Origin of the sequence: Acidovorax sp. LjRoot66, from assembly GCF_964253305.1 — a bacterium.
Taxonomy (GTDB): Bacteria; Pseudomonadota; Gammaproteobacteria; order Burkholderiales; family Burkholderiaceae_C; genus Acidovorax.
This window is the reverse complement of sequence record NZ_CAXUQU020000001.1, coordinates 5,514,105-5,538,281: the sequence shown is the minus strand read 5'-3', so window position 1 is coordinate 5,538,281 and position 24,177 is coordinate 5,514,105. Positions and strand designations below refer to the sequence as shown.

General features: G+C 67.0%; 25 protein-coding genes. 14 read left to right on the top strand and 11 right to left on the bottom strand.

Annotation, left to right across the window (positions count from 1 at the left end):
- Positions 1-5: 5 nt before the first annotated feature.
- The 7 genes from ACSQ3Y_RS25975 to ACSQ3Y_RS25945 all read left to right on the top strand — a co-directional run bounded on the left by ACSQ3Y_RS25975 (position 6) and on the right by ACSQ3Y_RS25945 (position 6,940).
- Positions 6-995 (top strand): ABC transporter permease, encoded by a 990-nt coding sequence (locus ACSQ3Y_RS25975; protein WP_057202216.1) that lies wholly within the window; start codon positions 6-8, stop codon positions 993-995.
- Between the two features lie 18 nt (positions 996-1,013).
- Positions 1,014-1,844, top strand: coding sequence for an ABC transporter permease (locus ACSQ3Y_RS25970; RefSeq protein ID WP_057202217.1), 831 nt, complete (start codon positions 1,014-1,016; stop codon positions 1,842-1,844).
- A complete protein-coding gene (locus tag ACSQ3Y_RS25965) occupies positions 1,841-3,493 on the top strand; it encodes an ABC transporter ATP-binding protein (RefSeq protein ID WP_057202218.1) in 1,653 nt (550 codons plus the stop codon). Before ACSQ3Y_RS25970 ends, ACSQ3Y_RS25965 begins: the two co-directional genes overlap by 4 nt.
- Before the next feature lie 73 nt (positions 3,494-3,566).
- Positions 3,567-4,493 carry a 2-hydroxyacid dehydrogenase gene (locus ACSQ3Y_RS25960; protein WP_427999747.1) on the top strand — a complete coding sequence of 309 codons (927 nt, stop codon included), beginning with the start codon at positions 3,567-3,569 and terminating at the stop codon, positions 4,491-4,493.
- 49 nt (positions 4,494-4,542) lie between these two features.
- Positions 4,543-5,529 (top strand): alpha/beta hydrolase fold domain-containing protein, encoded by a 987-nt coding sequence (locus tag ACSQ3Y_RS25955; protein ID WP_436179326.1) that lies wholly within the window; start codon positions 4,543-4,545, stop codon positions 5,527-5,529.
- An 11-nt stretch (positions 5,530-5,540) separates the two neighbouring features.
- Positions 5,541-6,176, top strand: coding sequence for an FMN-binding negative transcriptional regulator (locus ACSQ3Y_RS25950; RefSeq protein WP_427999749.1), 636 nt, complete (start codon positions 5,541-5,543; stop codon positions 6,174-6,176).
- A 26-nt stretch (positions 6,177-6,202) separates the two neighbouring features.
- Positions 6,203-6,940: a class II aldolase/adducin family protein gene (locus ACSQ3Y_RS25945; RefSeq protein ID WP_427999750.1), complete on the top strand. Its 738-nt coding sequence runs from the start codon at positions 6,203-6,205 to the stop codon at positions 6,938-6,940.
- A 9-nt stretch (positions 6,941-6,949) separates the two neighbouring features.
- On the opposite strand, the gene ACSQ3Y_RS25940 is transcribed toward ACSQ3Y_RS25945, so the two are convergent.
- Both ACSQ3Y_RS25940 and ACSQ3Y_RS25935 read right to left on the bottom strand, forming a co-directional pair.
- Entirely contained in the window at positions 6,950-7,600 is a 651-nt protein-coding gene (locus tag ACSQ3Y_RS25940) for a GDSL-type esterase/lipase family protein (RefSeq protein WP_436180174.1), read from the bottom strand.
- A gap of 5 nt (positions 7,601-7,605) precedes the next feature.
- Positions 7,606-8,511, bottom strand: a complete 906-nt coding sequence (locus tag ACSQ3Y_RS25935; protein ID WP_057268179.1) for an AEC family transporter — start codon at positions 8,509-8,511, stop codon at positions 7,606-7,608.
- Positions 8,512-8,638: 127 nt separating this feature from the next.
- Between ACSQ3Y_RS25935 and ACSQ3Y_RS25930 the strand changes: the two genes are divergently transcribed.
- The 3 genes from ACSQ3Y_RS25930 (at position 8,639) to ACSQ3Y_RS25920 (ending at position 11,623) form a co-directional block, all read left to right on the top strand.
- Positions 8,639-9,601, top strand: coding sequence for a tripartite tricarboxylate transporter substrate binding protein BugE (locus ACSQ3Y_RS25930; RefSeq protein WP_057202228.1), 963 nt, complete (start codon positions 8,639-8,641; stop codon positions 9,599-9,601).
- Between the two features lie 66 nt (positions 9,602-9,667).
- Positions 9,668-10,567 carry a site-specific tyrosine recombinase XerD gene (gene xerD, locus ACSQ3Y_RS25925; RefSeq protein WP_057202230.1) on the top strand — a complete coding sequence of 300 codons (900 nt, stop codon included), beginning with the start codon at positions 9,668-9,670 and terminating at the stop codon, positions 10,565-10,567.
- A 48-nt stretch (positions 10,568-10,615) separates the two neighbouring features.
- Positions 10,616-11,623 (top strand): Bug family tripartite tricarboxylate transporter substrate binding protein, encoded by a 1,008-nt coding sequence (locus ACSQ3Y_RS25920; RefSeq protein ID WP_436179325.1) that lies wholly within the window; start codon positions 10,616-10,618, stop codon positions 11,621-11,623.
- Between the two features lie 66 nt (positions 11,624-11,689).
- Here the strand turns inward: ACSQ3Y_RS25920 and ACSQ3Y_RS25915 are convergent, their stop codons facing one another.
- The 3 genes from ACSQ3Y_RS25915 to ACSQ3Y_RS25905 all read right to left on the bottom strand — a co-directional run bounded on the left by ACSQ3Y_RS25915 (position 11,690) and on the right by ACSQ3Y_RS25905 (position 15,241).
- A complete protein-coding gene (locus ACSQ3Y_RS25915) occupies positions 11,690-12,970 on the bottom strand; it encodes an EAL and HDOD domain-containing protein (RefSeq protein ID WP_427999753.1) in 1,281 nt (426 codons plus the stop codon).
- Positions 12,971-13,083: 113 nt separating this feature from the next.
- Positions 13,084-14,355 carry an EAL and HDOD domain-containing protein gene (locus ACSQ3Y_RS25910; RefSeq protein ID WP_057268177.1) on the bottom strand — a complete coding sequence of 424 codons (1,272 nt, stop codon included), beginning with the start codon at positions 14,353-14,355 and terminating at the stop codon, positions 13,084-13,086.
- Positions 14,356-14,437: 82 nt separating this feature from the next.
- Positions 14,438-15,241, bottom strand: a complete 804-nt coding sequence (locus ACSQ3Y_RS25905; protein WP_436179324.1) for a ferritin-like domain-containing protein — start codon at positions 15,239-15,241, stop codon at positions 14,438-14,440.
- Between the two features lie 103 nt (positions 15,242-15,344).
- On the opposite strand from ACSQ3Y_RS25905, the gene ACSQ3Y_RS25900 reads away from it, so the two are divergent.
- From ACSQ3Y_RS25900 to ACSQ3Y_RS25890, 3 genes are all read left to right on the top strand, one after another.
- Entirely contained in the window at positions 15,345-15,869 is a 525-nt protein-coding gene (locus ACSQ3Y_RS25900; protein ID WP_057202237.1) for a gamma carbonic anhydrase family protein, read from the top strand.
- A 43-nt stretch (positions 15,870-15,912) separates the two neighbouring features.
- On the top strand, positions 15,913-16,905 hold the full coding sequence (locus tag ACSQ3Y_RS25895; protein WP_436179323.1) for an Hsp33 family molecular chaperone HslO: 993 nt from the start codon (positions 15,913-15,915) through the stop codon (positions 16,903-16,905).
- A gap of 107 nt (positions 16,906-17,012) precedes the next feature.
- Positions 17,013-17,504: a CZB domain-containing protein gene (locus ACSQ3Y_RS25890; RefSeq protein WP_427999755.1), complete on the top strand. Its 492-nt coding sequence runs from the start codon at positions 17,013-17,015 to the stop codon at positions 17,502-17,504.
- Here ACSQ3Y_RS25890 and ACSQ3Y_RS25885 read toward each other — a convergent pair.
- The 6 genes from ACSQ3Y_RS25885 to ACSQ3Y_RS25860 form a co-directional block, all read right to left on the bottom strand.
- Positions 17,464-17,940, bottom strand: a complete 477-nt coding sequence (locus tag ACSQ3Y_RS25885; protein ID WP_436179322.1) for a hypothetical protein — start codon at positions 17,938-17,940, stop codon at positions 17,464-17,466. The two genes, ACSQ3Y_RS25890 and ACSQ3Y_RS25885, sit on opposite strands and share 41 nt — an antisense overlap.
- 32 nt (positions 17,941-17,972) lie before the next feature.
- The gene (locus ACSQ3Y_RS25880; protein ID WP_436179321.1) at positions 17,973-18,251 is read right to left on the bottom strand and encodes a septum formation initiator family protein; all 279 of its coding nucleotides are present in this window, start codon (positions 18,249-18,251) and stop codon (positions 17,973-17,975) included.
- 103 nt (positions 18,252-18,354) lie between these two features.
- Positions 18,355-19,641, bottom strand: coding sequence for a phosphopyruvate hydratase (gene eno, locus ACSQ3Y_RS25875; protein ID WP_057268171.1), 1,287 nt, complete (start codon positions 19,639-19,641; stop codon positions 18,355-18,357).
- A 167-nt stretch (positions 19,642-19,808) separates the two neighbouring features.
- Positions 19,809-20,099: a DUF1330 domain-containing protein gene (locus ACSQ3Y_RS25870; RefSeq protein ID WP_007859228.1), complete on the bottom strand. Its 291-nt coding sequence runs from the start codon at positions 20,097-20,099 to the stop codon at positions 19,809-19,811.
- Positions 20,100-20,102: 3 nt separating this feature from the next.
- The gene (gene kdsA, locus ACSQ3Y_RS25865) at positions 20,103-20,960 is read right to left on the bottom strand and encodes a 3-deoxy-8-phosphooctulonate synthase (protein ID WP_305745762.1); all 858 of its coding nucleotides are present in this window, start codon (positions 20,958-20,960) and stop codon (positions 20,103-20,105) included.
- Between the two features lie 36 nt (positions 20,961-20,996).
- Positions 20,997-22,667: a CTP synthase gene (locus ACSQ3Y_RS25860; RefSeq protein WP_057202251.1), complete on the bottom strand. Its 1,671-nt coding sequence runs from the start codon at positions 22,665-22,667 to the stop codon at positions 20,997-20,999.
- Between the two features lie 277 nt (positions 22,668-22,944).
- Between ACSQ3Y_RS25860 and coaBC the strand changes: the two genes are divergently transcribed.
- Entirely contained in the window at positions 22,945-24,168 is a 1,224-nt protein-coding gene (gene coaBC / locus ACSQ3Y_RS25855; RefSeq protein ID WP_427999758.1) for a bifunctional phosphopantothenoylcysteine decarboxylase/phosphopantothenate--cysteine ligase CoaBC, read from the top strand.
- Positions 24,169-24,177 lie beyond the last annotated feature (9 nt).

Sequence of the window (24,177 nt, the reverse complement as noted above, 5' to 3'; positions counted from 1 at the left end):
GACTTATGAATCTTCAATGGCTCAAGGGCCTCGGCGCGCTCGGCGTGCGGCTCGCAAAGATGGTGGCGGTGATCCTGCTGATCGCTATCTTCAATTTCATGCTGGTGCGCGCCGCGCCCGGTGACCCGGCCCTGGTGATGGCCGGGCAGTCCGGCGCCACCGACGCGGCCTTCCTCGAACGCGTACGCGCCGACTACGGCCTGGACAAACCCATGGCGACGCAGCTGGTCACCTACCTGGGCAAGATCGTCACCCTGGACCTGGGTTACTCGCACCGCCAGCAGCGCACCGTGGCCAGCGCCATTGCCGAGCGCCTGCCGGCCACGCTGCTGCTCACGCTCTCGGCCTTTGCCATCTCGCTGGTGGGCGGGGTGGTGCTCGGTGCGCTGGCCGGCGTGCGCGCCGGCAAGCTGTCGGACACGCTGATCAGCCTGCTCGCTCTGGTGATCTACGCCACGCCGGTGTTCTGGCTGGGCCTGATGCTGGTGCTGCTGTTTTCCGTGCAACTGGGCTGGCTGCCGGCTTTCGGCTACCAGACCATCGGCACCAGCATCAGCGGCTGGGCCGCCGTGGTGGACAAGCTCAGGCACCTGGCGCTGCCGGCCTTCACCCTGGGCATGCTCTACCTGGCGATCTATGCGCGGCTCATGCGCTCGTCGATCATCGAGGTGAGCCACCAGGACTACGTGAAGACAGCGCGCGCCAAGGGCGCCTCCGAAGGCCGCATCCTGTGGCGCCACATGCTGCGCAACGCGCTGCTGCCGGTGGTGACCATGGCCGGCGTGCAGGCCGGCACCCTGATCGGCGGCTCGGTGGTGATCGAGACCGTGTTCGCCTGGCCGGGCCTGGGCCGCCTGACCTACGACGCCGTGCTGCAGCGCGACTACCAGGTGATGCTGGGCGTGTTCCTGGTGCTGTCGGTGCTGGTGATCTTCTTCAACTGGGTGACCGACCTGCTGTACCGCGTGATCGACCCCCGCATCCAGGCTGCCTGAGCGGCGCGGAGAACCCCGATGAAACAGACCCTCAAATCCTTCCTGCGCCACCCGAGCGGCATGCTCGGCCTGGTGATCCTGCTGGCGGTGATCGTGCTCGCGGCCAGCGCCCCCTTCTTCTTTCCGGGCGACCCCTGGGACACGGTGGCCGCGCCGTTCACGCCGCCGCAGACCGAGGGCATGCTGCTGGGCAGCGACAGCCTGGGCCGCGACATCGCCGCCGGCATTGCGCACGGCACGCGGGTGTCGTTGATGATCGGCGTCACGTCCACCCTGGTCGCGCTCATCATCGGCGTGGTGGTGGGCTCGCTCTCGGGCTATGTGGGCGGGCGCGTGGGCGAGTGGCTGATGCGCTTCACCGAGCTGTTCCAGACCATTCCGGCATTCATGCTGTGCATCTTGCTGGTGGCCATCCTGGAGCCCTCGATCCGCACCGTGGTGGTGGCCATCGCGCTGGTCAGCTGGCCGCAGGTGGCGCGCCTGACGCGCGGCGAGTTCCTTGCGCTCAAGGAGCGCGAGTTCGTGCTGGCCGCGCGCTGCCAGGGCGAGTCGCCGCTGTCGCTCATCGTGCGCTACATCCTGCCCAATGCGCTGTCGCCCATCATCGTGGCGGGCTCTCTGAGCATCGCCAGTGCCATCCTGATCGAGAGCGCGCTGAGCTTCATGGGCCTGGGCGATCCCAACCTCATGAGCTGGGGTTTCATGATCGGCGCAGCGCGCACCATGCTGCGCCAGGCGTGGTGGATGAGCTTCTTCCCCGGCATCGCCATCCTGCTCACCGTGCTGGCCATCAACCTCGTGGGCGAAGGCCTGAACGACGTGCTGAACCCGAGGATCTCCCGCCAATGACGACCGCCACCAACCCCGCCGCGCCCCTGCTGTCGATCCAGGGCCTGTCCATCGTGCTGCCCAGCTCGGGCGACCGCAACTATGCGGTGGACCGCCTGTCTCTGGACATCGCCGAGAACGAGATCGTCTGTCTGGTGGGCGAATCGGGCTCGGGCAAGTCCATGACGGCGCACGCCATCCTGGGCCTCTTGCCGCCACGCGTGGGCATCGACAAGAACAGCCGCATCCTGCTCGACGGCACCGACCTCACCGGGCTGACCCCGCCGCAGATGCGCAAGCTGCGCGGCGAGCGCATCTCCATGGTCTTCCAGGAGCCCATGAGCGCCCTGAATCCGTTGCAGCGCATCGGCGCGCAGGTGGCCGAGGCGCTGCAACTGCACAACGCCGAGCACCTCGGTGCCACCGCCATCGAGGAGCGCTGCATCGCCATCATCGACGCAGTGGGCCTGCCATCACCCCGGCAGATCGTGCGCAGCTACCCCTTTCAGCTCTCGGGCGGGCAGCGCCAGCGCGTGATGATCGCCATGGCGCTCTTGAACAACCCGCGCCTGCTGCTGGCCGACGAGCCGACCACGGCGCTGGACGTGACCACGCAGCGGCAGATCCTGGACCTGATCCAGAAGGTGCAGGCCGAGCGCAAGATGGGTGTGCTGTTCATCACCCACGACTTCGGCGTGGTGGCCGACATTGCCGACCGCGTGGTGGTGATGCGCCACGGCCGCGTGGTGGAGGAGGGCACGCGCGACGCCATCCTGCGCAACCCGCAGCACGAATACACCCGCGCGCTGATCGCCGCCGTGCCAGGCCGCCAGGCGCGCAGCACGGCCAGGCCCGCAGCGCAGGCCGAACCGCTGCTCAAGATCGAGCAGTTGAAGAAGACCTTCGTCTCCAAGGCGGGCCTGTTCGCGCCACCGCGCACGGTGGTGGCGGCCGACGGCATCGACCTGGCCATCGAGGAGGGCGAGACGGTGTCGGTGGTGGGCGAGTCCGGTTCGGGAAAGTCCACGCTGGGCCGCATGGTGATGCGCCTGATCGAGCCCGACAGCGGCGGCATCACCTTTGCGGGCAAGCCCGTGTTGGGGCAGGATGCCGCGGCGCTGCGCGCGTACCGGCGCCAGGTGCAGATCATCTTCCAGGACCCGTTCGCCTCGCTCAACCCGCGCCAGAAGGTGGGCGATGCGATTGCGCGCGGCCCCATGATCTACGGCACACCACGCGCCGAAGCGCTCAAGGCCGCTGCCGCGCTGCTCGACCGGGTGGGCCTGGGGGCCTCGGCCATCGACCGCTTTCCGCACGAGTTCTCGGGCGGGCAGCGCCAGCGCATCTCCATTGCCCGGGCGCTGGCGCTCAAGCCACGCCTGTTGATCGCGGACGAAGCGGTGTCGGCGCTCGACGTCTCCATCCAGGCGCAGGTGCTGGCCTTGCTGGCCGAGCTCAAGGCCGAGCTCAACCTGACCATGATGTTCATCACCCACGACCTGCGCGTGGCGGCCGAGATATCGAACTCGGTGGTGGTCATGCAGCGCGGCCAGATCGTCGAGCGCGGCGCGCCGGGCCAGCTCTTCAGCAACCCGCAGCACGCCTATACGCGCACGCTGCTGGCGGCCATGCCGGGGCTGGATTTCTTCGAGCACAGGCTGGCGGCTTGACTACCATGCAAGTCCCTTCCACCCCGATGTCGGCCCACCCCGCGCTGGCACAGCACCTCATCGCATCCTCGTCATGACCACCGTTGCCCTTCTGAGCCGTACCGCCAACCTCGACTTCCTTCGCCCCCTGCTGCAGGCGGCCGACCCCACCCTGGACGTGTGCACCTGGCCCGATCCGCGTGCACTGCAGGCCGAGGTGGCCGTCTGCTGGCAGACGCCGCCCGACCTGTATGCACAGATGCCCCACCTGAAGCTCGTGCACAGCATTGCGGCCGGCGTGGACAACGTCGTGGCCGGGCAGGACCTGCGCGGCCTGCCGGTGTGCCGCGTGGTCGATCCCATGCTGGCCGAGGGCATGCTGCAGTTCGTGCTGTGGGGCGTGCTGTACTTTCACCGCAAGCTCGATGCCGCGCTGGCCAGCCAGCGTGTGCGCGAATGGAAGCGCCCGCTGCAGACGCCAGCCGCCACCTGCCGCATCGGCCTCATGGGCCTGGGCGAGCTGGGCGGCCTGATCGCCGCGCGCCTGCCCGCGCTGGGCTACACCGTGAGCGGCTGGGCGCGTACGGCGCGCGAGGTACCCGGCATCCAGGTCTTTGCCGGGCAAGAGCAGTACGACGCCTTCCTGGCGCAGACCGATGTGCTGGTGTGCCTGCTGCCGCTGACCGAGCAGACGCGCGGCATCCTGGGCCGCCGCACCTTCGATGCACTGCCCAAAGGTGCGGCGCTGATCCATTGCGGCCGGGGCGAGCACCTGGTCGAGGGCGACCTGATCGCCGCGCTGGGCAGCGGCCAGTTGCGCGGCGCCGTGGTCGACGTCTTCGAGCAGGAGCCCCTGGCGCAGGACCACCCGCTGTGGACCACGCCGGGCGTGGTCGTCACGCCCCACATGGCCACCATGGCCACCTACGACGTGGTCGCCGGCCAGGTGGCCCGCAACATCGCCCAGATGCGCAGCGGTGGCGCGCTCTTCAACCAGGTAGACACCACGCGCGGCTACTGACGCTGCCCGCGCCGGCCTTTCGATCCATCCACTGCAAACACACTCCAACATGAATCAGCTCGACCCCGCCTTCGCTGCATCCACCCAGGGTGCCAAGCCTGCGCCCCTCGATCCGCAAGTCCAGCTGTTCGTGCAGCGCATGGCGGCGGACGCATCCAAGTTCCCGCGCCGCGATACGGTGTCGATTGCCGAGGGCCGCGACATCGCCGAGAAGGTGCGCGCACCCTGGACTGCGGGCGGGCCGTTGATGGCACGCACCACCGAGCGCCAGGTGCCCACGCGCCACGGCGAGGTGATGATTCGCACCTACTACCCCAAGGAGCAGCGCATGCCCGGCGCATTCTTCTACATCCACGGCGGTGGCTTCGTGCTGTTCAGCGTGGACACGCATGACCGCCTGATGCGCGAGTACGCCGAGCGGGCCGGCATCGTGGTCATCGGCATCAACTACACGCGTGCACCCGATGCGAAGTTTCCCCAGCCGATCGAGGAGTGCATCGACACCGTGGACTGGCTCATCGCCCACGCCGGCGAGATCGGCTTCGACAAGGACCAGTTCTTCATCGGCGGTGATTCGGCCGGCGGCAACCTTTCGCTGTGCACAGCGCTGCATTTCCGCGACCTGGGCCCAAGCCCCATCCGCGGCATGGTGCTCAACTACACGGGCTTCAGCACCGACCTGTACCAGGACTCGGTGGTGCGCTACGGCGCGGGCGACTACGGGCTGTCGCTGCACATGATGGTCTGGTTCTACCGCAACTACCTGGGCCGCAAGGAGGACTACACCGACCCGCGCATGAACCTGCTCGATGCCGACCTGCGCGGCATCCCACCCGCCTTCCTGGTCATCACCGAGTGCGATCCGCTGTACGACGGCAACATCGACATGGTGGCCAAGATGAAGGCAGAGGGCGTGGACGTGCAGTCCAAGGTCTACAAGGGAACGGTGCACAGTTTTCTCGAAGCCGTCTCGGTGGCCGACGTGGCGGGCGTTGCCTTCGACGACACCGTGCGCTGGTTCCACCAGCACGCGTAAGGAGCCGCGCCATGTACACGCCCCCCGCCTATGCGGAAAAGGACGAGCCGCTGCTGCGCGAGCGCATGCGCGCGTGGAGCTTCGCCACCCTGGTGACCCATGGCGCGCAGGGGATCAATGCCACGCACCTGCCGTTCCTGGTGGACGAGGAGGGCGGGCCGCACGGCCTGCTGACCACGCACCTGGCGCGCGGCAATGCGCAATACCATGACCTCAAGGCCGGTGCTCCGGCGCTGGTCATTTTCCAGGGTCCTCACGCCTTCATCTCGCCGAGCTGGTATGCCAACCGGCTCACTTTTCCGACCTGGAACTACACCGCCATCCACGTGCAGGGCACGCCTGAAGTGGTGGAAGACGTGGCAGCGATCCACGCGGTGCTCACGCGCACCGTGGCCACCTACGACACGCCGCTGGGCGGCGAATGGACCTTTGAAGGCGTGCCCACTGACCATACCGCATCGCGCCTGCGCGCCATTGCAGCCGTGCGCATTCCCATCGCCCGCATCGAGGGCAAGATGAAGCTCAACCAGGACAAGTCCGTGGCCGACCGACTGGGCGTGATCGCCGCGCTGGAGGCCCAGGGCGACGCGCAGAGCCTGGCCGTGGCGGCCATGATCCGCCAGCAGCCGGACCTGGAGCTGGCCTGACGACAACTGCAAACCAGCACACCACCATGACCACCAACGAACCCGCTGCATCCGTGGATGCCGAAACCCAGACCCGGCGCGACCTTGCGGCACTGTACCGGCTCATTGCGCACTTTCGTATGACCGACCTGATCGACACGCACATCAGCGCGCGCATTCCCGGCACGCCGGACCACTTCCTCATCAACCGCTACGGCGTGCTGTTCCACGAGATGCGGCCCGAGGACCTGGTGAAGATCGACCCCAGCGGCGCGGCGGTAGAGGCCGGCGATGCGGCCGAGCGCGTGAACGCGGCGGGCTTCACCATCCACTCTGCCGTGCACATGGCACGCCATGACCTGGCCTGCGTGATCCACACGCACACGGCCGACGGCATTGCCGTGTCGTGCCAGGAGGAGGGGCTCCTGCCCATCACCCAGCATGCGCTCAAGTTCTATGGCCATATCGGCTACCACGCCTACGAGGGCATCGCGCTGGACCTGGAGGAGCGCGAGCGCCTGGTGGCCAGCCTGGGCGCGCACCGCGTGATGATCCTGCGCAACCACGGCCTGCTGGCCGCAGGCCGCACCATTGCCGAGGCCTTCCTGAACATCTACTTTCTGGAGCGTGCCTGCCAGGCGCAGACCAAGGCCCTCTCGGGCGGCCGCACCATCACCTACCCGCCGGTGGCGGTGTGCGAGCGCACGGCGGCGCAGTTCAACCGGGAAGAGGGGCTTTCCCACGCGCAGATGGCCTGGGAGTCGGCGCTGCGCCTGATCGCCTGATCTCGCACCCTACCGGGCGAGCAGCCCGGTGTCCTTCAGGGTGTCCACAAGCCCCTGGGTGAACAGTTCGTACCCGGCGGCGTTGGCGTGTATGTTGTCCGAACGCAGCCTGGCGTCGGCCAGCACGCCCGACCAGCCCTTGCGGTGCAGGGGAATCCCCCGCTCCTTGGCGATGTCTTCGTACATCGCATGGTCACTCAACTGGCCCAGGGTGGCCAGGATCGTCAGCTCGGGTATCGCCACCAGCAGCACCTGCGCGCCGCCTGCCTTCGCGTCGGCGCAGATCTTGTGCACGTTGGTGCGCGTGGCGCTGGCGCTCTGGCGGCGCAGGAAGTCGTTGCCGCCGATGCTGACGATCACCAGCGCGGGCTGGTGCTTTTGCAGAAGCTCCGGCAGCCTTTGCAGGGCCTGGGCCGAGGTGTCGCCCGAGATGCCGCCGTTGATGACCTTCCACCCTGTCAGGCGCTGCAGCACGGCGGGGTAGGCCGTGTCGGCAGAAGCGCCCACGCCAGAGGTCAGCGAGTCGCCCAGCGCGAGCACGGTGGCCCCGGACGGGACCGTCTGCCCACGGCTTGGTTTGCGTCCACAAGCGGCCAGCGGTGCGATGCCGGCCGCCAGCAGGCCGGCGGCCAGCACGCGTCTGCGTACCAGGGCGTGGATGGCATTCACCGCAGCACTCCCAGCGCAAACGGCAGGCTCACCACGCCCAGCAGCGTGGACAGCGTCACCAGCCCGGCCACGTAAGGGCCGTTGTAGCCCATGCGCGCGGCCAGCACGTAGCAGGTGCTGGCCGTGGGCAGGGCCGAGAAGGCCAGCAGCACGGTGGTCTGTACCGGGTTGAGCGCGAACAGGTGCGCCAGGCCGAAGGCGATCACGGGCAGCACCAGGTGGCGGATGGCCAGCACCGAGATGCTCAGCGCCTTGCCGCGCGTGAGCAGCCCGAACTGCATGCCCGCACCCGCCGCCATCAGGCCCAGGGCCAGCGAGGCGGCGCTGATGCGCGTGACGGTGGGCTCGATCCAGGCGGGGATCTGGAACCCGAGCAGGTTGGCCACCAGGCCCGAGAGCGTGGCCACGATCAGCGGGTTGCGCGCCAGCTCGCGCACGAAGCCATGCTCGCCCTGCCGTGCCATGGGCCACACGGCGGCCACGTTGAACAGCGGCACGCACACGCCGATCAGCACGGCGATCATGAGCAGGCCCTGTGCGCCGGCCAGCCGCTCGGCAATCGCCAGGCCGATGAAGGAGTTGAAGCGGAACGCGATCTGCGCACTGGCCGCGTGGTCGCGCAGGTCCAGGCGCTTGCCCAGCCAGGGCCAGTGCGGCATGCTGTAGGCCAGCGCAATGCCGGCGATGCCGGTGAGCATGCCGGCGGCGATCAGTCCGGATGCGGCGCCGATGTCCACCGGGCTCTTGACGATGGACTGGAAGAGCAGCACCGGGAACAACAGGTAGTACACCAGGCTCTCGACCGGCTGCCAAACGGCGCGGTTCAATGCGGTGAAGCGGCACACCAGATAACCGCACAGGATGAGGGAGAAATCGGGGAGCAGGAGCTGGGCGTAATTCACACTCCGAGAATACCCGAGACGCCGCATCGTCCACGGGTAAGCACCTATGTGAAATCCATAAGGCGCGGTGGTTGCCATTGCGCATACCATCATCGCTGTCTGTTACCCCCTCATGAAGGAGAAATCAATGCATCGTCGTCAATGGCTCGCGCTGACGCTGGTGGCTGCCGCAGGATCTGCCGCCGCCCAGGGATACCCCAACAAGGTCATCAAGCTGCAGGTGCCCTTTGCCCCCGGTGGCACCACCGACATCATTGCGCGCGTGATCGCCGACCCGCTGGGCCGTGCCCTGGGCCAGAGCGTGATCGTGGAGAACAAGGCCGGCGGCGGCGGCATCGTGGGTGCCAGCGAAACCGCCCGCTCGGCGCCTGATGGCTACACCCTGGGCATCGCCACTGTGTCCACCACGGCGGCCAACCCGGCCATCAACCCCAAGACGCCGTACAACCCGATCACGGACTTCACGCCCATCACCAATATCGCGGCCACGCCCAACATCATTGCGGTGAACCCGAGCTTTCCGGCCAAGGACTACAAGGCCTTCGTGGCCGAGCTCAAGAAGTCGCCGGGCAAGTACTCGTACTCGTCGTCGGGCACGGGCGGCATCGGCCACCTGCAGATGGAGCTGTACAAGAGCCTGTCGAACACCTTCGTGACGCACATCCCCTACCGGGGTGCGGGCCCGGCGCTGAACGACACGGTGGCCGGCCAGGTCCCGATGATCTTCGACAACCTGCCCTCGGCCTTGCCCTTCATCAAGGACAACCGCCTGGTGCCCATCGTCGTCGCGGCGCCCCAGCGTGTCGCCGCCCTGCCAAACGTGCCCACGTTCAAGGAACTGGGGCTGGAGCCCGTGAACCGCATGGCCTACTACGGCATCGTCGGTCCCAAGGGCCTGCCCAAGGAAGTGGTCGACAAGGTCAACGCCGCCGTGCGCAAGGCGCTGGAAGATCCGGCCGTGAAGAAGCGCATCGAGGAGACCGGCTCCATCGTGATCGGCAACACGCCCGAGCAGTTTGCCGAGCAGATCAAGGCCGAATTCGCGGTCTACAAGGACGTGGTGGTCAAGCAGAAGCTGACGCTGGAATAAACCAGGCGCGCCCACGCTGTACCCAAGCCGCCCACGGGCGGCTTTTTTACGTGCTATGGTTTTGGCATGCTCACCGCCAGCCTGAACGCGATCGATACCTTTGTGGACGCCCTGTGGCTGGAGGACGGCCTCTCGCGCAACACCCTGGCCGCCTACCGGCGCGACCTCACGCTGTATGCGCAGTGGCTGGCCGAGCACCATCCCGGGCTGGCCCTGGACGGCACGGCCGAGCAGCACCTGCAGGGCTACTTCGCGGCACGGCATGAAGAGACCCGCGCCACCTCGGCCAACCGGCGCCTGACAGTGCTCAGGCGCTACTTCCACTGGGCGCTGCGCGAGCGGCGCATCAGCGCCGACCCCACCGTGCGCTTGCAGGCGGCGCGCCAGCCTCTGCGCGTGCCCAAGACCCTGTCGCAGGCGCAGGTGGAGGCCCTGCTCACCGCGCCCGATCTGGGCAACCCCCTGGGCCTGCGCGACCGCACCATGCTGGAGCTGATGTACGCCAGCGGCCTGCGCGTGACCGAGCTGGTCACGCTCAAGACCTTCCAGCTCGGGCTCAATGAAGGCGTGCTGCGCGTCATGGGCAAGGGCAGCAAGGAGCGCCTGGTGCCTTTTGGCGAAGAGGCGCGCCAGTGGCTCGACCGCTACCTGGCCGAGGCGCGCGGCGCCATCCTCGCGGGCCAGCAGACGGACGACCTGTTCGTGACCCATCGCGGTGCCGGCATGACGCGCGTGATGTTCTGGATCATCGTGAAGAAATGGGCGGCCGTGGCCGGCATCACCACGCCGCTGTCGCCGCACACGCTGCGCCATGCCTTTGCCACCCACCTGCTCAACCACGGTGCCGACCTGCGCGTGGTGCAGTTGCTGCTCGGGCATGCCGATATTTCCACCACCACCATCTACACCCATGTGGCGCGCGAGCGGCTCAAGGCGCTGCATGCGCAGCACCATCCGCGTGGCTGATCGGGCCACAATCCCCCGAGATATTGAATCCAAAAATAAGGACTGAACATGGAATCCGACAACCATAGCGTGAACTCCAGCCGGCGCGCTGCGCTGGGAGGGTTGGCCAGCAGTGCCGCGCTGCTGCTGGCGCCTGCCTTGGCGCACGCTCAGGCGCCGACCTGGCCCACGCGGCCGGTGCGCATCGTGGTGGCCTACCCGGCCGGGGGCGTGAGCGATGTGGTGGCGCGGCTGCTGGCCGACAAGCTCGCGGGCCCGCTGGGCCAGCCGGTGGTGATCGAGAACAAGGCCGGGGCCAGCGGCAGCATCGGCCTGGATGCCGTGGCCAAGGCGACGGACGGGCACACCCTGGGCTTTGCGGCCATCAGCCCTCTGGCGCTGAATCCACACCTGGGCGCATCGCCCTTCGATCCGGCCAAGGACATCGTGCCGGTGGCCACCGTGATGTACTCGCCCGTGCTGCTGCTGGGCACGCCGGCCAGCAGCGCGCGCGATTTTCGCGACCTGCTGGCGCAGGCCAAGGCCAAACCGGGCGCCATCCGCTGGGCCACCTCGGGCCAGGCGTCGCTGGGCCACATCATGCTGGAGCAGGTCATGCACACCAGCGGCGTGCAGATGACGCATATCCCCTACAAGGGCGGCGGCCAGCAGATGAACGACGCGCTCAGCGGGCAGTTCGAGATCCTGTCCACCAACGCCGGGCCGGCCGTGCTGCAGCACATCAAGAGCGGCAAGCTCAAGGCCCTGGCCGTGGGCGCGCCTGACCGGCTCGACACCCTGCCCGACGTGCCCACCCTGGCCGAGCTGGGTCAGGGCGCGGCCAACCTGTCCTCGCTGTTCGGGGTGTTCGCACCGGCGGGCATGCCTGCCGCCGTGGTGGCCCGGCTCAATGCCGAGATCAACAAGGTGCTGGCCCTGCCCGATGTGCGCAGCAAGCTCGACGCTTCCGACAACGTGCCCCTGGGCGGCACGGCGGCCGACTTCGGCAAGCGCATTGCCGCGGAGTCCGAGGCCAACCTGCGCATCATCCGCGCGGCGGGCATCAAGGGGCAGTAAGCGCCCGAAGAATGCAAAAGGGGAGCCACTGGCTCCCCTTTGTCGCATGGCGCGGCCGGTGCGCGGTCAGTCTGCGTTGAGGCTTTCGGCCCAGGTCAGAGCCTGCAGGTGGGCCCAGTTGACCTGGCGGTTCGACAGGTGCAGGGCTTCGGCCGTGCGGGCAAACACCACTTCGTCGCCGCTTTCGCAGGCCTTGGTCAGCTCCAGGAATGGGGCGAACACACCGGTGTTGTGCAGCAGTGCGTCGGTCACGGTCTGGGGCAGTGCCACGGATTCCAGGGCCTTCTCAATCGGCACGTTGAGCATGGTGTCCAGCAGCGAGAACACGCCCACCACGAAGGCGTTGTCGCACTCTTCGGGCGGCAGCAGTTCGGTGGCCAGCAGCTCCATCAGGCGGCCGCGCACCACGGCGGTCTGGCCCACGGCCGGCGGCGAGCCGTCGGCGCGCGAGGTAGTCATGAGCAGCGCCGCCCAGCGGAACAGCTTTTTCAGGCCGAGGATCATCACCGCGTGCCGGAACGAGGTGATCTCGCACGACAGGCCGAAGCCCGAGGAGTTGATGAAGCGCAGCAGGTTGAAGGACAGCGTGGGGTCCTTCTTGAGCAGGTCCTCGATCTCGGAGGTGCTGGCCTGTTTGCGCACCAGGTTGATCAGCTGGATGATGGTGGCCTGCGAAGGCCGGATGGTGGTGGCCTTGACCAGCGAGGGCTTGGCGAACCAGAAACCCTGGAACAGCTTCACGCCCAGGTCGAGCATCATCTTGAACTGCTCGGGCGTCTCCACCTTTTCAGCCACCAGCGTGGCCTTGGCGTAGTTGCCGGCAAACTTGACCAGCGGGCCTGCCAGCTCGGGCTTGAAGGCCTGCATGTCCAGCTTGATGTAAGCCGCCAGCGGCATCCAGCTGGCATAGGCCCGGCGCAGGGCATGCTGGTTGAACGCCAGGCGAAAGCCACGGGCGCGCAGCGACTCGAGCACGGGAACGCGGCCGTCGATCTCTTCCTGGGTGGCACTGTCGGGCAGCGGGGGCACTTCGAGCACCACCTTTTCGGGGTGGATCAGCTCCAGGTGGCCGCCCGCCAGGCTGTCGTGCGTGCAGTTGATGAAGACGGTCTTCTTGCCCACCAGGGCCTCGGTGCCTGCGTACGACAGGGCGTTGAACAGCAGGGCGGCATCGCTGGCGGCGGTGTGCGAGGCGGTGGCGGTGGAGCGGTCGAACAGCTCGTAGCCATACACGGCGCGGTGCTGGTCCACGATGGGCTGGCGCGCAATGATGGCCAGATTGCTGTCTTCGACGTTCTCCTGGGTCGGATCGACTTCGGAGGCGGCTTGTTCAGGGGTGGTCGACATGGGCGCTTGGATAGGGATAGACAGGGAGGGCTACTGGATCGGATTCTAGACCCGCTGCAGTAATCCTTCTGTATGCATCTTGCACGTCTCTCGACCGCAGGGTCAATCCTCGGTCAGTCCTCGGTCAATTGGTCGGCCCAGGCCAGGGCCTGCAGGTGGGCCAGGTTGATCTGCTGGCTGGACAGGTGCAAGGTGCCGGCGGCGCGGTCGAAAACGGCGTCGTCGCTGGATTCGCAGGCCTCGGCCAGGTTCAGCAGGTCACCGAGGAAGCCCTCGCGGCGCAGCAGGGCCGCAGCGGATGCCTCGGGCACGTTGAGCAGGCCGATGGCCGATTCCATGGGGATGGAGAGCATCACGTCCAGCAGGGAGAAGATGCCCACGACGAAGGCCTGGTCGGCCTCGTCGGGGGGCAGGGTCTCCAGCGCCAGCAGTTCCATCAGGCGCCCGCGCACCACGGCGGTCTGGCCCACGGACGAGGGCGCGCCGCTGGTGCGCGAGGCCGTGAGCAGCAGGGCTGCCCAGCGGAAGAGCTTTTTCAGGCCCATCAGCATCACCGCCTGGCGGAAGGAGGTGATCTCGCGGTTCATGCCGAACCCGGCCGAATTGATCAGGCGCATGAGGTTGAAGGCCAGGCCCGCATCCTTCTTGAGCACCTCTTCGATCTCGTCGGTGCTGGCCTGTTGGCGCACCAGGTTGATCAGCTGGATGATGCTGCTTTGGGCCGGCGTGAGCAGTTTCGCCTCGACCAGTGCCGGGCGGGCGAACCAGTAGCCCTGGAACAGCTGCACGCCCTGGGTGGAGACCGTGTCGTACTGCTGGGCGGTTTCCACCTTCTCGGCGATCAGTTCGGCCTGGGAGTGGCGCCCGGCATAGCTGATCAGCACCGCCAGCTGGTCGACCGCCAGCACCGACAGGTCGAGCTTGATGTAGTCGGCCAGCGGCAGCCAGGGGGCATAGGTCGATTGCAGCACCGTATGGTTGAACGCCAGGTGAAAGCCGCGTTCGCGCAGGCCGCTGAGGATGGGCAGGCGCGCAGCCACCTCATCGGTTGCGGCGTGGCCCAGGGGAGGTATCTCCAGCACCACCTTGTCCGGGTCCAGCAGCTCCAGGTGGCCGCCCGAGAGGCTTTCGTGCGTGCAGTTCACGAAGATCAGCTTCTTGCCCACGAGCTCTTCGGTGCCCGCATGCGAGAGGGCATTGAAGATCAGGATCACATCGCTGGCCGCCGTGTGGGCCGCTTCGGTGCGCGAGCGGTTGAACAGCTCGTAGCCGACCACGATCTGCTGGCCATTGACGATGGCCTGGCGCGCGATCATTGCCACGGAAGACTGGCCCGGGGCAGGCCGGGCAGGGTAGGTGGTTCCATGGGCAGGGTGGGTGGACATGGATCGTGGATGCGTTGGCTGTGCATGAAGGGAGGGGGGACGCGAGGCATTGTAGGGAAGTTCGGGTGTCCGAGCAGCCTGCTCAGCCCTGCTGGAGCCACAGGAGCTCGGTGTCGGTGAACCCGGCGGCACGGCGGGCGGCATCGTTGAACGGCGGCTTCAGGCGCGGCGCTTCATATTGGCGCGCCAGCACGCCGTAGTGCGCCTCGGGCTCCAGCCCCTGGCGCGTGCACAGCCAGCGGTACCAGTGGTTGCCGATGGCGACATGGCCCACCTCGTCGCGCAGGATGATCTCGAGGATGTCCACGGCGGCCAGCGCATCGGGCGAGCCAACCTGGCGCAGCTTGCGCTGGATCTGCGGGGTGGCATCCAGGCCGCGCGCCTCCATCGTGCGCGGTACCAGGGCCATGCGCGCCAGGACATCGTCCTGCGTCTTCTCGCACATGGTCCACTGGCCCTGGTGGGCCGGGAAGTCGCCATAGTCATGGCCGTGCGTGCGCAGGTGTTCGCGCAGCAGGTTGAAGTGGGTGGCCTCCTCGGCCGCCACGCGCAGCCAGTCCAGGTAGTAGGCGCCTGGCATGCCATCGAAGCGCCAGACGGCGTCGAGCGCCAGGTTGATGGCGTTGAACTCGATGTGGGCGATGGCGTGCAGCAAAATGGCCCGGCCTTCGGGCGTGGCGGGGGAGCGGCGGGCCAACTCGGTGTGCCGCAGCAACACCGGGCGCTCCGGGCGACCGGGCAGTGCGCCAGGGTCCGCAGGGCCTTCAGGGGCTTTGTCTGCTATTGAAAGCTGAGCAGCCTGCGCGTGCAGGCTCAGCGACTGCGCCGCTTTTTGTTCGGGGTCCGCAAGGCACAAGACCTGCAGTGCACGTTGGCGTAGCTCCATCCTTACAATTCTAGGCCCTGCCATCTGCAACGCTGCAAACGCTTTGTAACCATTGGCAGGCCCCGATGCGCGCAATATTTTCTTTCTGTCTGGAGTCTGCGGTATGGCGATTTACGAACTCGATGGTGCGATTCCCCAGGTGGCCGCTTCGGCCTGGGTGGCCGACAGCGCCCAGGTCATGGGCAACGTGGTGCTGGGCGAGGACGCGAGCGTCTGGTTCGGCACCGTGGTGCGTGGCGACACGGAAAGCATCACCATCGGCGCCGGCTCCAACATCCAGGATGCCAGCGTGCTGCACGCCGACATCGGCAAGCCGCTGGTGGTGGGCGAGCGCGTGACGGTGGGCCACCAGGTCATGCTGCACGGCTGCACCATCGGCGACGAGTCGCTGATCGGCATCGGGGCCATCGTGCTCAATGGCGCCAAGATCGGCAAGCACTGCCTGGTGGGCGCCGGCGCGCTGGTGACCGAGGGCAAGGAGTTTCCCGATGGCTCCATGATCATCGGCAGCCCCGCCAAGGCGGTGCGCGAACTGAGCCCCGAGCAGATCGAGGGCCTGCGCCAGAGCGCGCAGCATTACATCGACAATGCGCGCCGCTTCCAGAGCGGCCTGCACCGGATCGGCTGAGCAACGGCCAGCCAATCCCGACTTTTCAACGGAACCCTGCTTAGTGTCTGAACTTCACAAATTCCTCTTCGATGGCCTGCCTGTGCGCGGCATGCTCGTGCGCCTGACCGACGCCTGGACCGACATCCTGGCCCGGCGCGCCGGCAACTCGGCCACGGGCGCCTATGCCGCCCCCGTTACCGAGCTGCTCGGCGAGATGGCGGCGGCAGGCGTGCTGATGCAGTCGAACATCAAGTTCAATGGCGCGCTGGTCCTGCAGGTGTTTGGCGACGGGCCGGTGAAGCTGGCCGTGGCCGAGGTGCAGTCCGACCTCTCGCTGCGCGCCACCGCCACCGTCACCAGCGAGGTGCCGGCCGATGCGCGCCTGAGTCAGATGGTGAACGTGGGCGGGGGCGGGCGCTGCGCCATCACGCTCGACCCCAAGAACCGCCACCCCGGCCAGCAGCCCTACCAGGGCGTGGTGCCGCTGCATGGCGACCACCACGAGAAGCTCGATCGCCTGTCGGACGTGCTGCAGCACTACATGCTGCAGTCCGAGCAGCTCGACACCGTGCTGGTGCTGGGCGCCAACGACAAGGTGGCGGCGGGCCTCTTGATCCAGCGCATGCCCATCAAGGGCGAGGGCAACCTTGCCTCCGGCCTGTCGCATCGCGAGAACGAAGACCAGATCGGCCACAACGAAGACTACAACCGCATCGCCCACCTCGCCGCCAGCCTGACCCGCGAGGAATTGTTGAGCCTGGACGTGGACACCATTCTGCGCCGCCTGTTCTGGGAGGAGAAGCTGGTGCGCTTTACGCCCCAGCAGGGCGAGACGGGCCCGCGCTTTGCGTGCGCCTGCAGCCGCGAACGCGTGAGCGCCATGCTGCGCAACCTGGGCGCAGAGGAGGCCGAGAGCATCCTGGCCGAGCGCGGCGAGATCGAGGTGGGCTGCGAGTTCTGCGGCCAGCAGTACCGCTTCGATGCGGTGGATGCGGCGCAGATCTTCGTGGAGCCGGCCATCATCCAACCGCCAGCGCCCACGGGCATGCAATAGGGGCGGTGGCCGCCGCACCGGGCTGGCCATCTGACCATCGTTGACAATCGCGGCCGGCACGTGCAGCGCGGCGGGTCTACCATCAAGGCCTGTTACAAAGGGCTGTCATGGGGTTTCTGAGTCGCGTCATGGGCATGGGTGCCCGCCACAGGGGAGTGCCGCCACTGGCGCTTTACGAAAGCTCGCTCGCGCAGGACTCCCGGCGTGCCGACACGGTGCTGGCCGTGCTCGACCTGGACGCCGCCATCAACGCGCACGAGCGCTGGAAAGAGCGGCTGATGGACTACCTCGAAGGCCGCTCCTCCAAGGGGCTGGACCCGGCCATGGTGCGCCGCACCGACCAGGACGCCCTGGGCCGCTGGCTGCACGGTGTGGGTGCCGAACTGCTGGGCGACCGCCCGGCCTTCACCCTGCTGGTGGCGCGCCACGAGTATTTCCACGAACAGGCCGCCACCATTGTCGAGCTGGCGCAGCAGGGCGAATGGCCGCGCGTGGTGCAGGTGCTCAATGGCGGCTACCGCCACGGCTCCAGCCAAGTGGTGTTGCTGCTCAAGGAGCTCAAGCGCAGCCTGGCGCAGGAGGCCGGGTCAGCGCAGTGAACAGCCGGTGCTCGCACACCGGATCGCTGCATTTTTCGCACCCATATGCGCGTAGACGGACCGCGCGGGATTCGTTGGCCTGCACGGCATCGCTTTCAGGCACGCCCAGCACGGCGCCTAGCGCTCGCAAGGCGCTGGCCAGACGGGCCGGCCCTGTTCCATACACCACCCGGTAGGCAACGCCCGCCGCATTGAGCGCCGCGCGCAGCTGCGCGTCGGCCGCCTGCTGCGCGGGCTGCTGGTCTGGCGGGCAGGGCAGGTCCAGGCCCATTAGCAGTGCCATGGAGGCGGTCTGGTCCAGGGCGGAGAAGTCCGCCAGCACGACCAGCGTCACGGGTGTGGAGGAGGGCGTGGCGGCCAGGTGCGCCGCCAGGGCGTCGGCCAGAGCCTGTGCGCCGGTGCCGGGCGCGCCCAGCAGCACGATCTTCAAAGGCACGAGAGGGGGCCGTGAGAGGGCGCTGACACCGCTCAGCGCGGCGTGAACTGCACGTAGATTTCGTTGGGCCTGACCATGCCCAACTCGCTGCGCGCCTTTTCCTCGACCATGTCCAGGCCCTCCTTGAGGTCATGCACCTCGGAGGTCAGGCGCTCGTTGGCCTGCTGCGCCTGTACGTTGGCGGCCTTTTGCACGTCGATCTGGCGCTGCATCTCGTTCACGCGCGGCAGGCTGCCGCGCCCCAGCCACAGCTGGGCGTGCACGGCTGCCAGCAGGGCCAGCAGCACAACGGGAACAAGGCGGTTGACCATGGCGCTTTAGCTTACCAGCCACGCACCATGGCCACCGCGCCGCCCCGTGGGGGGCGGGCGGCGCGCAACAGGGCAGGCGGTCGGGCCGGCATGCGGGCAGGGGTCAGCGCAGGTTGTAGAACGCAGCGCGGCCGGGGTAGTGGGCGATGTCGCCCAGGTCTTCCTCGATGCGCAGCAGCTGGTTGTACTTGGCGATACGGTCCGAGCGCGACAGCGAGCCGGTCTTGATCTGGCCGGCGTTGGTGCCCACGGCGATGTCGGCGATGGTGCTGTCTTCGGTTTCGCCCGAGCGGTGCGAGATCACGGCGGTGTAGCCGGCGCGCTTGGCCATCTCGATAGCGGCGAAGGTCTCGGTCAGCGTGCCGATCTGGTTGATCTTGATCAGGATCGAGTTGGCGATCTTCTTGTCGATGCCTTCCTTGAGGATCTTGGTGTTGGTGACGAACAGGTCGTCGCCCACCAGCTGCACGTTCTTGCCCAGGCGATCGGTCAGGATCTTCCAGCCATCCCAGTCGCCTTCGTGCATGCCGTCTTCGATGCTGATGATGGGGTACTTGTCGCACCACGATGCCAGCATGTCGGTCCATTGTGTGGCCGTGAGCTTCAGGCCACCTTCGCCTTCGAGCACGTAGTGGCCGTCCTTGTAGAACTCGCTGGCCGCGCAATCGAGGCCCAGGGCGATCTGCTCGCCCGCCGTGTAGCCGGCGGCTTCGATGGCCTGCAGGATCAGCACGATGGCCGCTTCATGGTTTTCGACGCTGGGGGCAAAGCCGCCTTCGTCGCCCACGGCGGTGCTGATACCCTTGTCGTGCAGGATCTTCTTCAGTGCGTGGAACACCTCGGCGCCCCAGCGCAGGGCTTCGCGGAAGGTGGGTGCGCCCACGGGGATGATCATGAACTCCTGCAGGTCCAGGCTGTTGTTGGCGTGTGCGCCGCCATTGATCACGTTCATCATGGGCACGGGCAGCTGCATGCTGCCCATGCCGCCCAGGTAGCGGTACAGCGGCAGGCCGGATTCTTCGGCGGCTGCACGGGCCACGGCCATCGAGACCGCCAGCATGGCGTTGGCGCCCAGGCGGCCCTTGTTGTCGGTGCCATCCAGGTCGATCAGCGTCTTGTCCAGGAAGGCCTGCTCGGAGGCATCCAGGCCCAGCACGGCTTCGGAGATCTCGGTGTTGATGTGCTCGACCGCCTTGAGCACGCCCTTGCCGAGGTAGCGGCTCTTGTCGCCGTCGCGCAGCTCGATGGCTTCGCGGCTGCCGGTGGAGGCGCCCGAAGGCACGGCCGCACGGCCCATCACGCCCGACTCCAGCAGCACGTCGCATTCGACGGTGGGGTTGCCGCGGCTGTCCAGCACTTCGCGGCCTACGATGTCAACAATGGCACTCATGATCTTCCTTGAGGGTTTTTGAAATTCATCCGGACGGGCAGGGAGGAGGGGCAAACCACCTGCGGTGCCTGGCGCCGCCGCGCGTCGGTCGCGATTCTATGCTACCGATTTGATAGTGTTCGGGGCAGGTGCGGTACGTACCGGGTACGTATTGCGGCCTGCGGTGGCTATACGCCTTCTACGCAGACCATGCGCATGATGGCGGCGCCTTCGCGCGCCGCCTTGGCTTTCTGGTATTCGGGCGTGTCATAGAAAGCGCGGGCCGCTTCGAAGCTCGGAAACTTGAGGATCACGGTGCGGCCGGGGTTCCAGTCGCCTTCCAGCACTTCGACCTTGCCACCGCGCACGCAGACTTCGGCGCCATGGGCCTGCATGGCGATGGTGCTCCACTTGCGGTACTCCTCGTACTGTGTGGGGTTGGTGACGGTGACCGATGCGATGACGTAACCACTGCTCATGTCTCAGGCTCCAAAGTTGTTTTCGAGAAAACCGTTCTTCTTGGTGATGCCGTCCAGCGCCACCAGCGTCTCCAGCAGCGCCTTCATGTGCTTGAGCGGCACGGCGTTGGGCCCGTCGGACAGGGCGTTGGCGGGGTCCGGGTGGGTTTCCATGAACAGGCCGGCAACGCCCACGGCCACGGCCGCGCGTGCCAGCACCGGCACCATCTCGCGCTGGCCGCCGCTGCTGGTGCCGTTGCCGCCGGGCAGCTGCACCGAATGCGTGGCGTCGAACACCACCGGGGCGTTGGTCTCGCGCATGATGGACAGGCTGCGCATGTCCGACACCAGGTTGTTGTAGCCAAAGCTCGCGCCACGCTCGCAGGCCATGAAGCTGTCCTCGGGCAGGCCGGCGTCCTTGGCGGCAGCGCGGGCCTTGTCGATCACGTTCTTCATGTCGTGCGGCGCGAGGAACTGGCCCTTCTTGATGTTCACCGGCTTGCCCGACTGCGCCACGGCACGGATGAAGTCGGTCTGGCGGCACAGGAAGGCCGGCGTCTGCAGCACGTCGACCACCTTGGCGGCCTCGGTGATGTCGTCCTCGGTGTGCACGTCGGTGAGCACCGGCACGCCCAGGTCCTTGCGGATCTTGGCCAGGATTTCCAGGCCCTTGTCGCGGCCCGGGCCGCGAAAGCTGGTGCCCGAAGACCGGTTGGCCTTGTCGAAGCTGCTCTTGAAGATGAACGGAATGCCCAGGGCGCCCGTGATCTCCTTGAGCTGCCCGGCCACGTCCATCTGCAGTTGCTCGGACTCGATCACGCAGGGGCCCGCGATGAGGAAGAAGCGGTGTTCCAGGCCGACATCAAAGCCGCAAAGTTTCATGGCAGGGTCTCTTCTTTTCTGGATGGGTTGTGCCGATCAGGCCGCCACGGCGGGCTGCTGCAGGCTCTTTTGGTGCTCCACCGCCGCCTTGATGAAGGCATTGAACAGCGGGTGGCCGTTCCAGGGGGTGGACTTGAACTCGGGGTGGAACTGCACGCCGATGAACCAGGGGTGCACGCTCTTGGGCAGCTCGACGATCTCGGTGAGCTGCTCGCGCTGCGTCAGTGCCGAGATCACCAGGCCCGCCTTGCGCAACTGGTCCAGGTAGTTCACGTTGGCTTCGTAGCGGTGGCGGTGGCGCTCGGTCACGATGTTGCCGTAGATCTCGTGCGCCAGCGTGCCGGCCGAAACGTCCGAGCTCTGCGCGCCCAGGCGCATGGTGCCGCCCAGGTCGGAGTTCTCGTCGCGCTGCTTGATGGTGCCGTCGGCGTCCTTCCACTCGGTGATCAGGGCGATCACGGGGTGCGGCGTGGCAGGCTCGAATTCGGTGCTGTTGGCGTCCTTGAGGCCGGCCACATGGCGCGCATACTCGATGGTGGCCACCTGCATGCCGAGGCAAATGCCCAGGTAGGGCACCTGCTGCTCGCGGGCAAAGCGGGCGGTGCTGATCTTGCCTTCCACCCCGCGTGCGCCAAAGCCGCCGGGCACCAGGATGGCGTCGTACTTGGCGAGCTTCTCGGCCGCGTCGGCGGCGTTGATGGTCTCGGAGTCCACGTGCTCGATCTTCACGCGCACGTGGTTCTTCATGCCGGCGTGGCGCAGCGCCTCGTTCACCGACTTGTAGCTGTCCGACAGGTCCACGTACTTGCCGACCATGGCGATGGTGACCTCGCCCTGTGGGTGCTCGGTTTCGTACACCAGTTGGTCCCAGCGCTTCAAGCTCGTGGGCGGCGTGTTCAGGCGCAGCTTGTCGCAGATCAGGCCATCAAGTCCCTGCTCGTGCAGCATGCGCGGCACCTTGTAGATGGTGTCCACGTCCCACATGCTGATCACGCCCCACTCGGGCACGTTGGTGAACAGCGAGATCTTGGCGCGCTCGTCCTCGGGCATGCGGCGGTCGGCACGGCACAGCAGCGCGTCGGGCTGGATACCGATCTTGCGCAGCTCCTGCACGGTGTGCTGGGTGGGCTTGGTCTTGAGCTCGCCGGCCGCGGCGATCCACGGCACGTAGGTCAGGTGCACGAAGGCGGCATTGTTCGGGCCGAGCTTGAGGCTCAGCTGGCGCACGGCTTCCAGGAACGGCAGGGACTCGATGTCGCCCACGGTGCCGCCGACTTCCACGATGGCCACGTCCACGGCGTCATCGGTGCCGACGCCTGCGCCGCGCTTGATGTACTCCTGGATTTCATTGGTGACGTGCGGGATGACCTGCACGGTCTTGCCCAGGTAGTCGCCCCTGCGCTCCTTTTCCAGCACGCTCTGGTAGATGCGGCCGGTCGTGAAGTTGTTGGTCTTTTTCATGCGCGTTTCGATGAAACGCTCATAGTGACCCAGGTCGAGATCGGTTTCGGCGCCATCGTCCGTGACGAACACTTCGCCATGCTGGAACGGTGACATGGTGCCCGGATCCACGTTGATGTACGGGTCGAGCTTGATGAGGGTGACTTTGAGGCCCCGCGATTCGAGGATCGCGGCAAGGGAGGCTGAGGCGATTCCCTTGCCCAGGGAAGACACCACACCGCCGGTGACGAAGACAAATTTGGTCATGTCTTTTTTGGTGGTGGGAAATTGGGATTATAGATGGCCGCCCGGCACCGGGCCTGCCAAGGTCTTTTGAAGCCATGCACCTGCGGGCCAGGAGGCTGTCGGACTTGGAAATCGTCGGCTGCAAATCGGCCGCAGCGGTCCATTTTTCACCGCCTTTTTGCCCCATAGCCTGGCTATGGGGCTGCAAATCCGGCAAAAACTGTCCTCGCTGGGGCCGATTTTCGCTTTCGACGCTCCAATTCCGACAGCCTCCTAGCCGTCTGCTAAATTCGCGCCCATGAATGAGCTTGCTGGCAAACACATTGTTCTGGGACTGAGCGGAGGCGTGGCTTGCTACAAGTCGGCCGATCTATGCCGCCAACTGATCAAGGAGGGCGCCACCGTGCAGGTGGTGATGACCGAGGCGGCCGCGCAGTTCATCACGCCGGTGACCATGCAGGCCCTGTCGGGGCGGCCCGTGTACGGCTCGCAGTGGGACGCGCGCGAGCCCAACAACATGCCCCACATCAACCTGAGCCGCGAGGCCGACGCCATCCTGATCGCGCCCTGCAGCGCCGATTTCATCGCCCGGCTCGTCGAGGGCCGCTCCGACGAGCTGCTCAGCCTGCTGTGCCTGGCGCGCCCCATGGACCGTGTGCCGCTGCTGCTGGCGCCCGCCATGAACCGCGAGATGTGGGCCCACCCCGCGACCCAGCGCAACCTGGCCCAGGTCGCGAAAGACGGCGCCCGGGTGCTCGGCGTGGGCAATGGCGACCAGGCCTGTGGCGAAACCGGCGACGGCCGCATGCTGGAGCCGCTGGAGCTGCTCGACGAATTGATCGCCTTCTTCACGCCCAAGCCCCTGGCCGGGCGCAAGGTGCTGATCACGGCGGGCCCGACCTTCGAGGCCATCGACCCGGTGCGCGGCATCACCAACCTGTCGAGCGGCAAGATGGGCTTTTCCATCGCCCGTGCCGCGCGCGAAGCGGGTGCAGAGGTGACCCTGGTGGCTGGGCCCGTGCACCTGCCCACGCCGCGTGGCGTGCAGCGGGTCAACGTGCAGTCGGCCCAGCAGATGCTGGCTGCGGTGATGGCGCTGGCGCCCACGTCCTCGGTGTTCATCGCCACGGCGGCCGTGGCCGACTGGCGCCCGGCCACGCAGGCCGATGAAAAGATCAAGAAGGACGGCTCGGGCCAGGCCCCGACGCTGGCCTTCGTCGAGAACCCCGACATCCTGGCCACCGTGGCCCGGTTGCCAGAGGCGCTGTCCGGCGAACTCTACTGCGTGGGTTTTGCAGCAGAGAGCCACGACCTGCTGGCCCATGCCACAGCCAAGCGCCTGCGCAAGAAAATTCCGCTGCTGGTGGGCAATATCGGCCCTGCCACCTTCGGCCAGGACGACAATGCCCTGCTGCTGGTGGATGAGCATGGCCACCGCGAACTGCCCCTGGCGTCCAAGCGCTCCCTGGCGCAGCGCCTGGTGGGCGAGGTGGCTGCACGGCTGCCCGCGCGGCGCGGCTGATGGTTTTTC

Bases quoted from the DNA above. Each gene is read 5' to 3' on its own strand.
- ACSQ3Y_RS25920 (WP_436179325.1), top strand. From the start codon at position 10,616: ATGGAATCCGACAACCATAGCGTGAACTCCAGCCGGCGCGCTGCGCTG.
- ACSQ3Y_RS25890 (WP_427999755.1), top strand. From the start codon at position 17,013: ATGGGGTTTCTGAGTCGCGTCATGGGCATGGGTGCCCGCCACAGGGGA.
- kdsA (WP_305745762.1), bottom strand. From the start codon at position 20,960: ATGAAACTTTGCGGCTTTGATGTCGGCCTGGAACACCGCTTCTTCCTC.
- ACSQ3Y_RS25915 (WP_427999753.1), bottom strand. From the start codon at position 12,970: ATGTCGACCACCCCTGAACAAGCCGCCTCCGAAGTCGATCCGACCCAG.
- ACSQ3Y_RS25960 (WP_427999747.1), top strand. From the start codon at position 3,567: ATGACCACCGTTGCCCTTCTGAGCCGTACCGCCAACCTCGACTTCCTT.
- ACSQ3Y_RS25970 (WP_057202217.1), top strand. From the start codon at position 1,014: ATGAAACAGACCCTCAAATCCTTCCTGCGCCACCCGAGCGGCATGCTC.
- ACSQ3Y_RS25905 (WP_436179324.1), bottom strand. From the start codon at position 15,241: ATGGAGCTACGCCAACGTGCACTGCAGGTCTTGTGCCTTGCGGACCCC.
- ACSQ3Y_RS25975 (WP_057202216.1), top strand. From the start codon at position 6: ATGAATCTTCAATGGCTCAAGGGCCTCGGCGCGCTCGGCGTGCGGCTC.
- coaBC (WP_427999758.1), top strand. From the start codon at position 22,945: ATGAATGAGCTTGCTGGCAAACACATTGTTCTGGGACTGAGCGGAGGC.
- ACSQ3Y_RS25900 (WP_057202237.1), top strand. From the start codon at position 15,345: ATGGCGATTTACGAACTCGATGGTGCGATTCCCCAGGTGGCCGCTTCG.
- ACSQ3Y_RS25910 (WP_057268177.1), bottom strand. From the start codon at position 14,355: ATGTCCACCCACCCTGCCCATGGAACCACCTACCCTGCCCGGCCTGCC.
- ACSQ3Y_RS25950 (WP_427999749.1), top strand. From the start codon at position 5,541: ATGTACACGCCCCCCGCCTATGCGGAAAAGGACGAGCCGCTGCTGCGC.
- ACSQ3Y_RS25880 (WP_436179321.1), bottom strand. From the start codon at position 18,251: ATGGTCAACCGCCTTGTTCCCGTTGTGCTGCTGGCCCTGCTGGCAGCC.
- eno (WP_057268171.1), bottom strand. From the start codon at position 19,641: ATGAGTGCCATTGTTGACATCGTAGGCCGCGAAGTGCTGGACAGCCGC.
- ACSQ3Y_RS25870 (WP_007859228.1), bottom strand. From the start codon at position 20,099: ATGAGCAGTGGTTACGTCATCGCATCGGTCACCGTCACCAACCCCACA.
- xerD (WP_057202230.1), top strand. From the start codon at position 9,668: ATGCTCACCGCCAGCCTGAACGCGATCGATACCTTTGTGGACGCCCTG.
- ACSQ3Y_RS25930 (WP_057202228.1), top strand. From the start codon at position 8,639: ATGCATCGTCGTCAATGGCTCGCGCTGACGCTGGTGGCTGCCGCAGGA.
- ACSQ3Y_RS25955 (WP_436179326.1), top strand. From the start codon at position 4,543: ATGAATCAGCTCGACCCCGCCTTCGCTGCATCCACCCAGGGTGCCAAG.
- ACSQ3Y_RS25945 (WP_427999750.1), top strand. From the start codon at position 6,203: ATGACCACCAACGAACCCGCTGCATCCGTGGATGCCGAAACCCAGACC.
- ACSQ3Y_RS25860 (WP_057202251.1), bottom strand. From the start codon at position 22,667: ATGACCAAATTTGTCTTCGTCACCGGCGGTGTGGTGTCTTCCCTGGGC.
- ACSQ3Y_RS25965 (WP_057202218.1), top strand. From the start codon at position 1,841: ATGACGACCGCCACCAACCCCGCCGCGCCCCTGCTGTCGATCCAGGGC.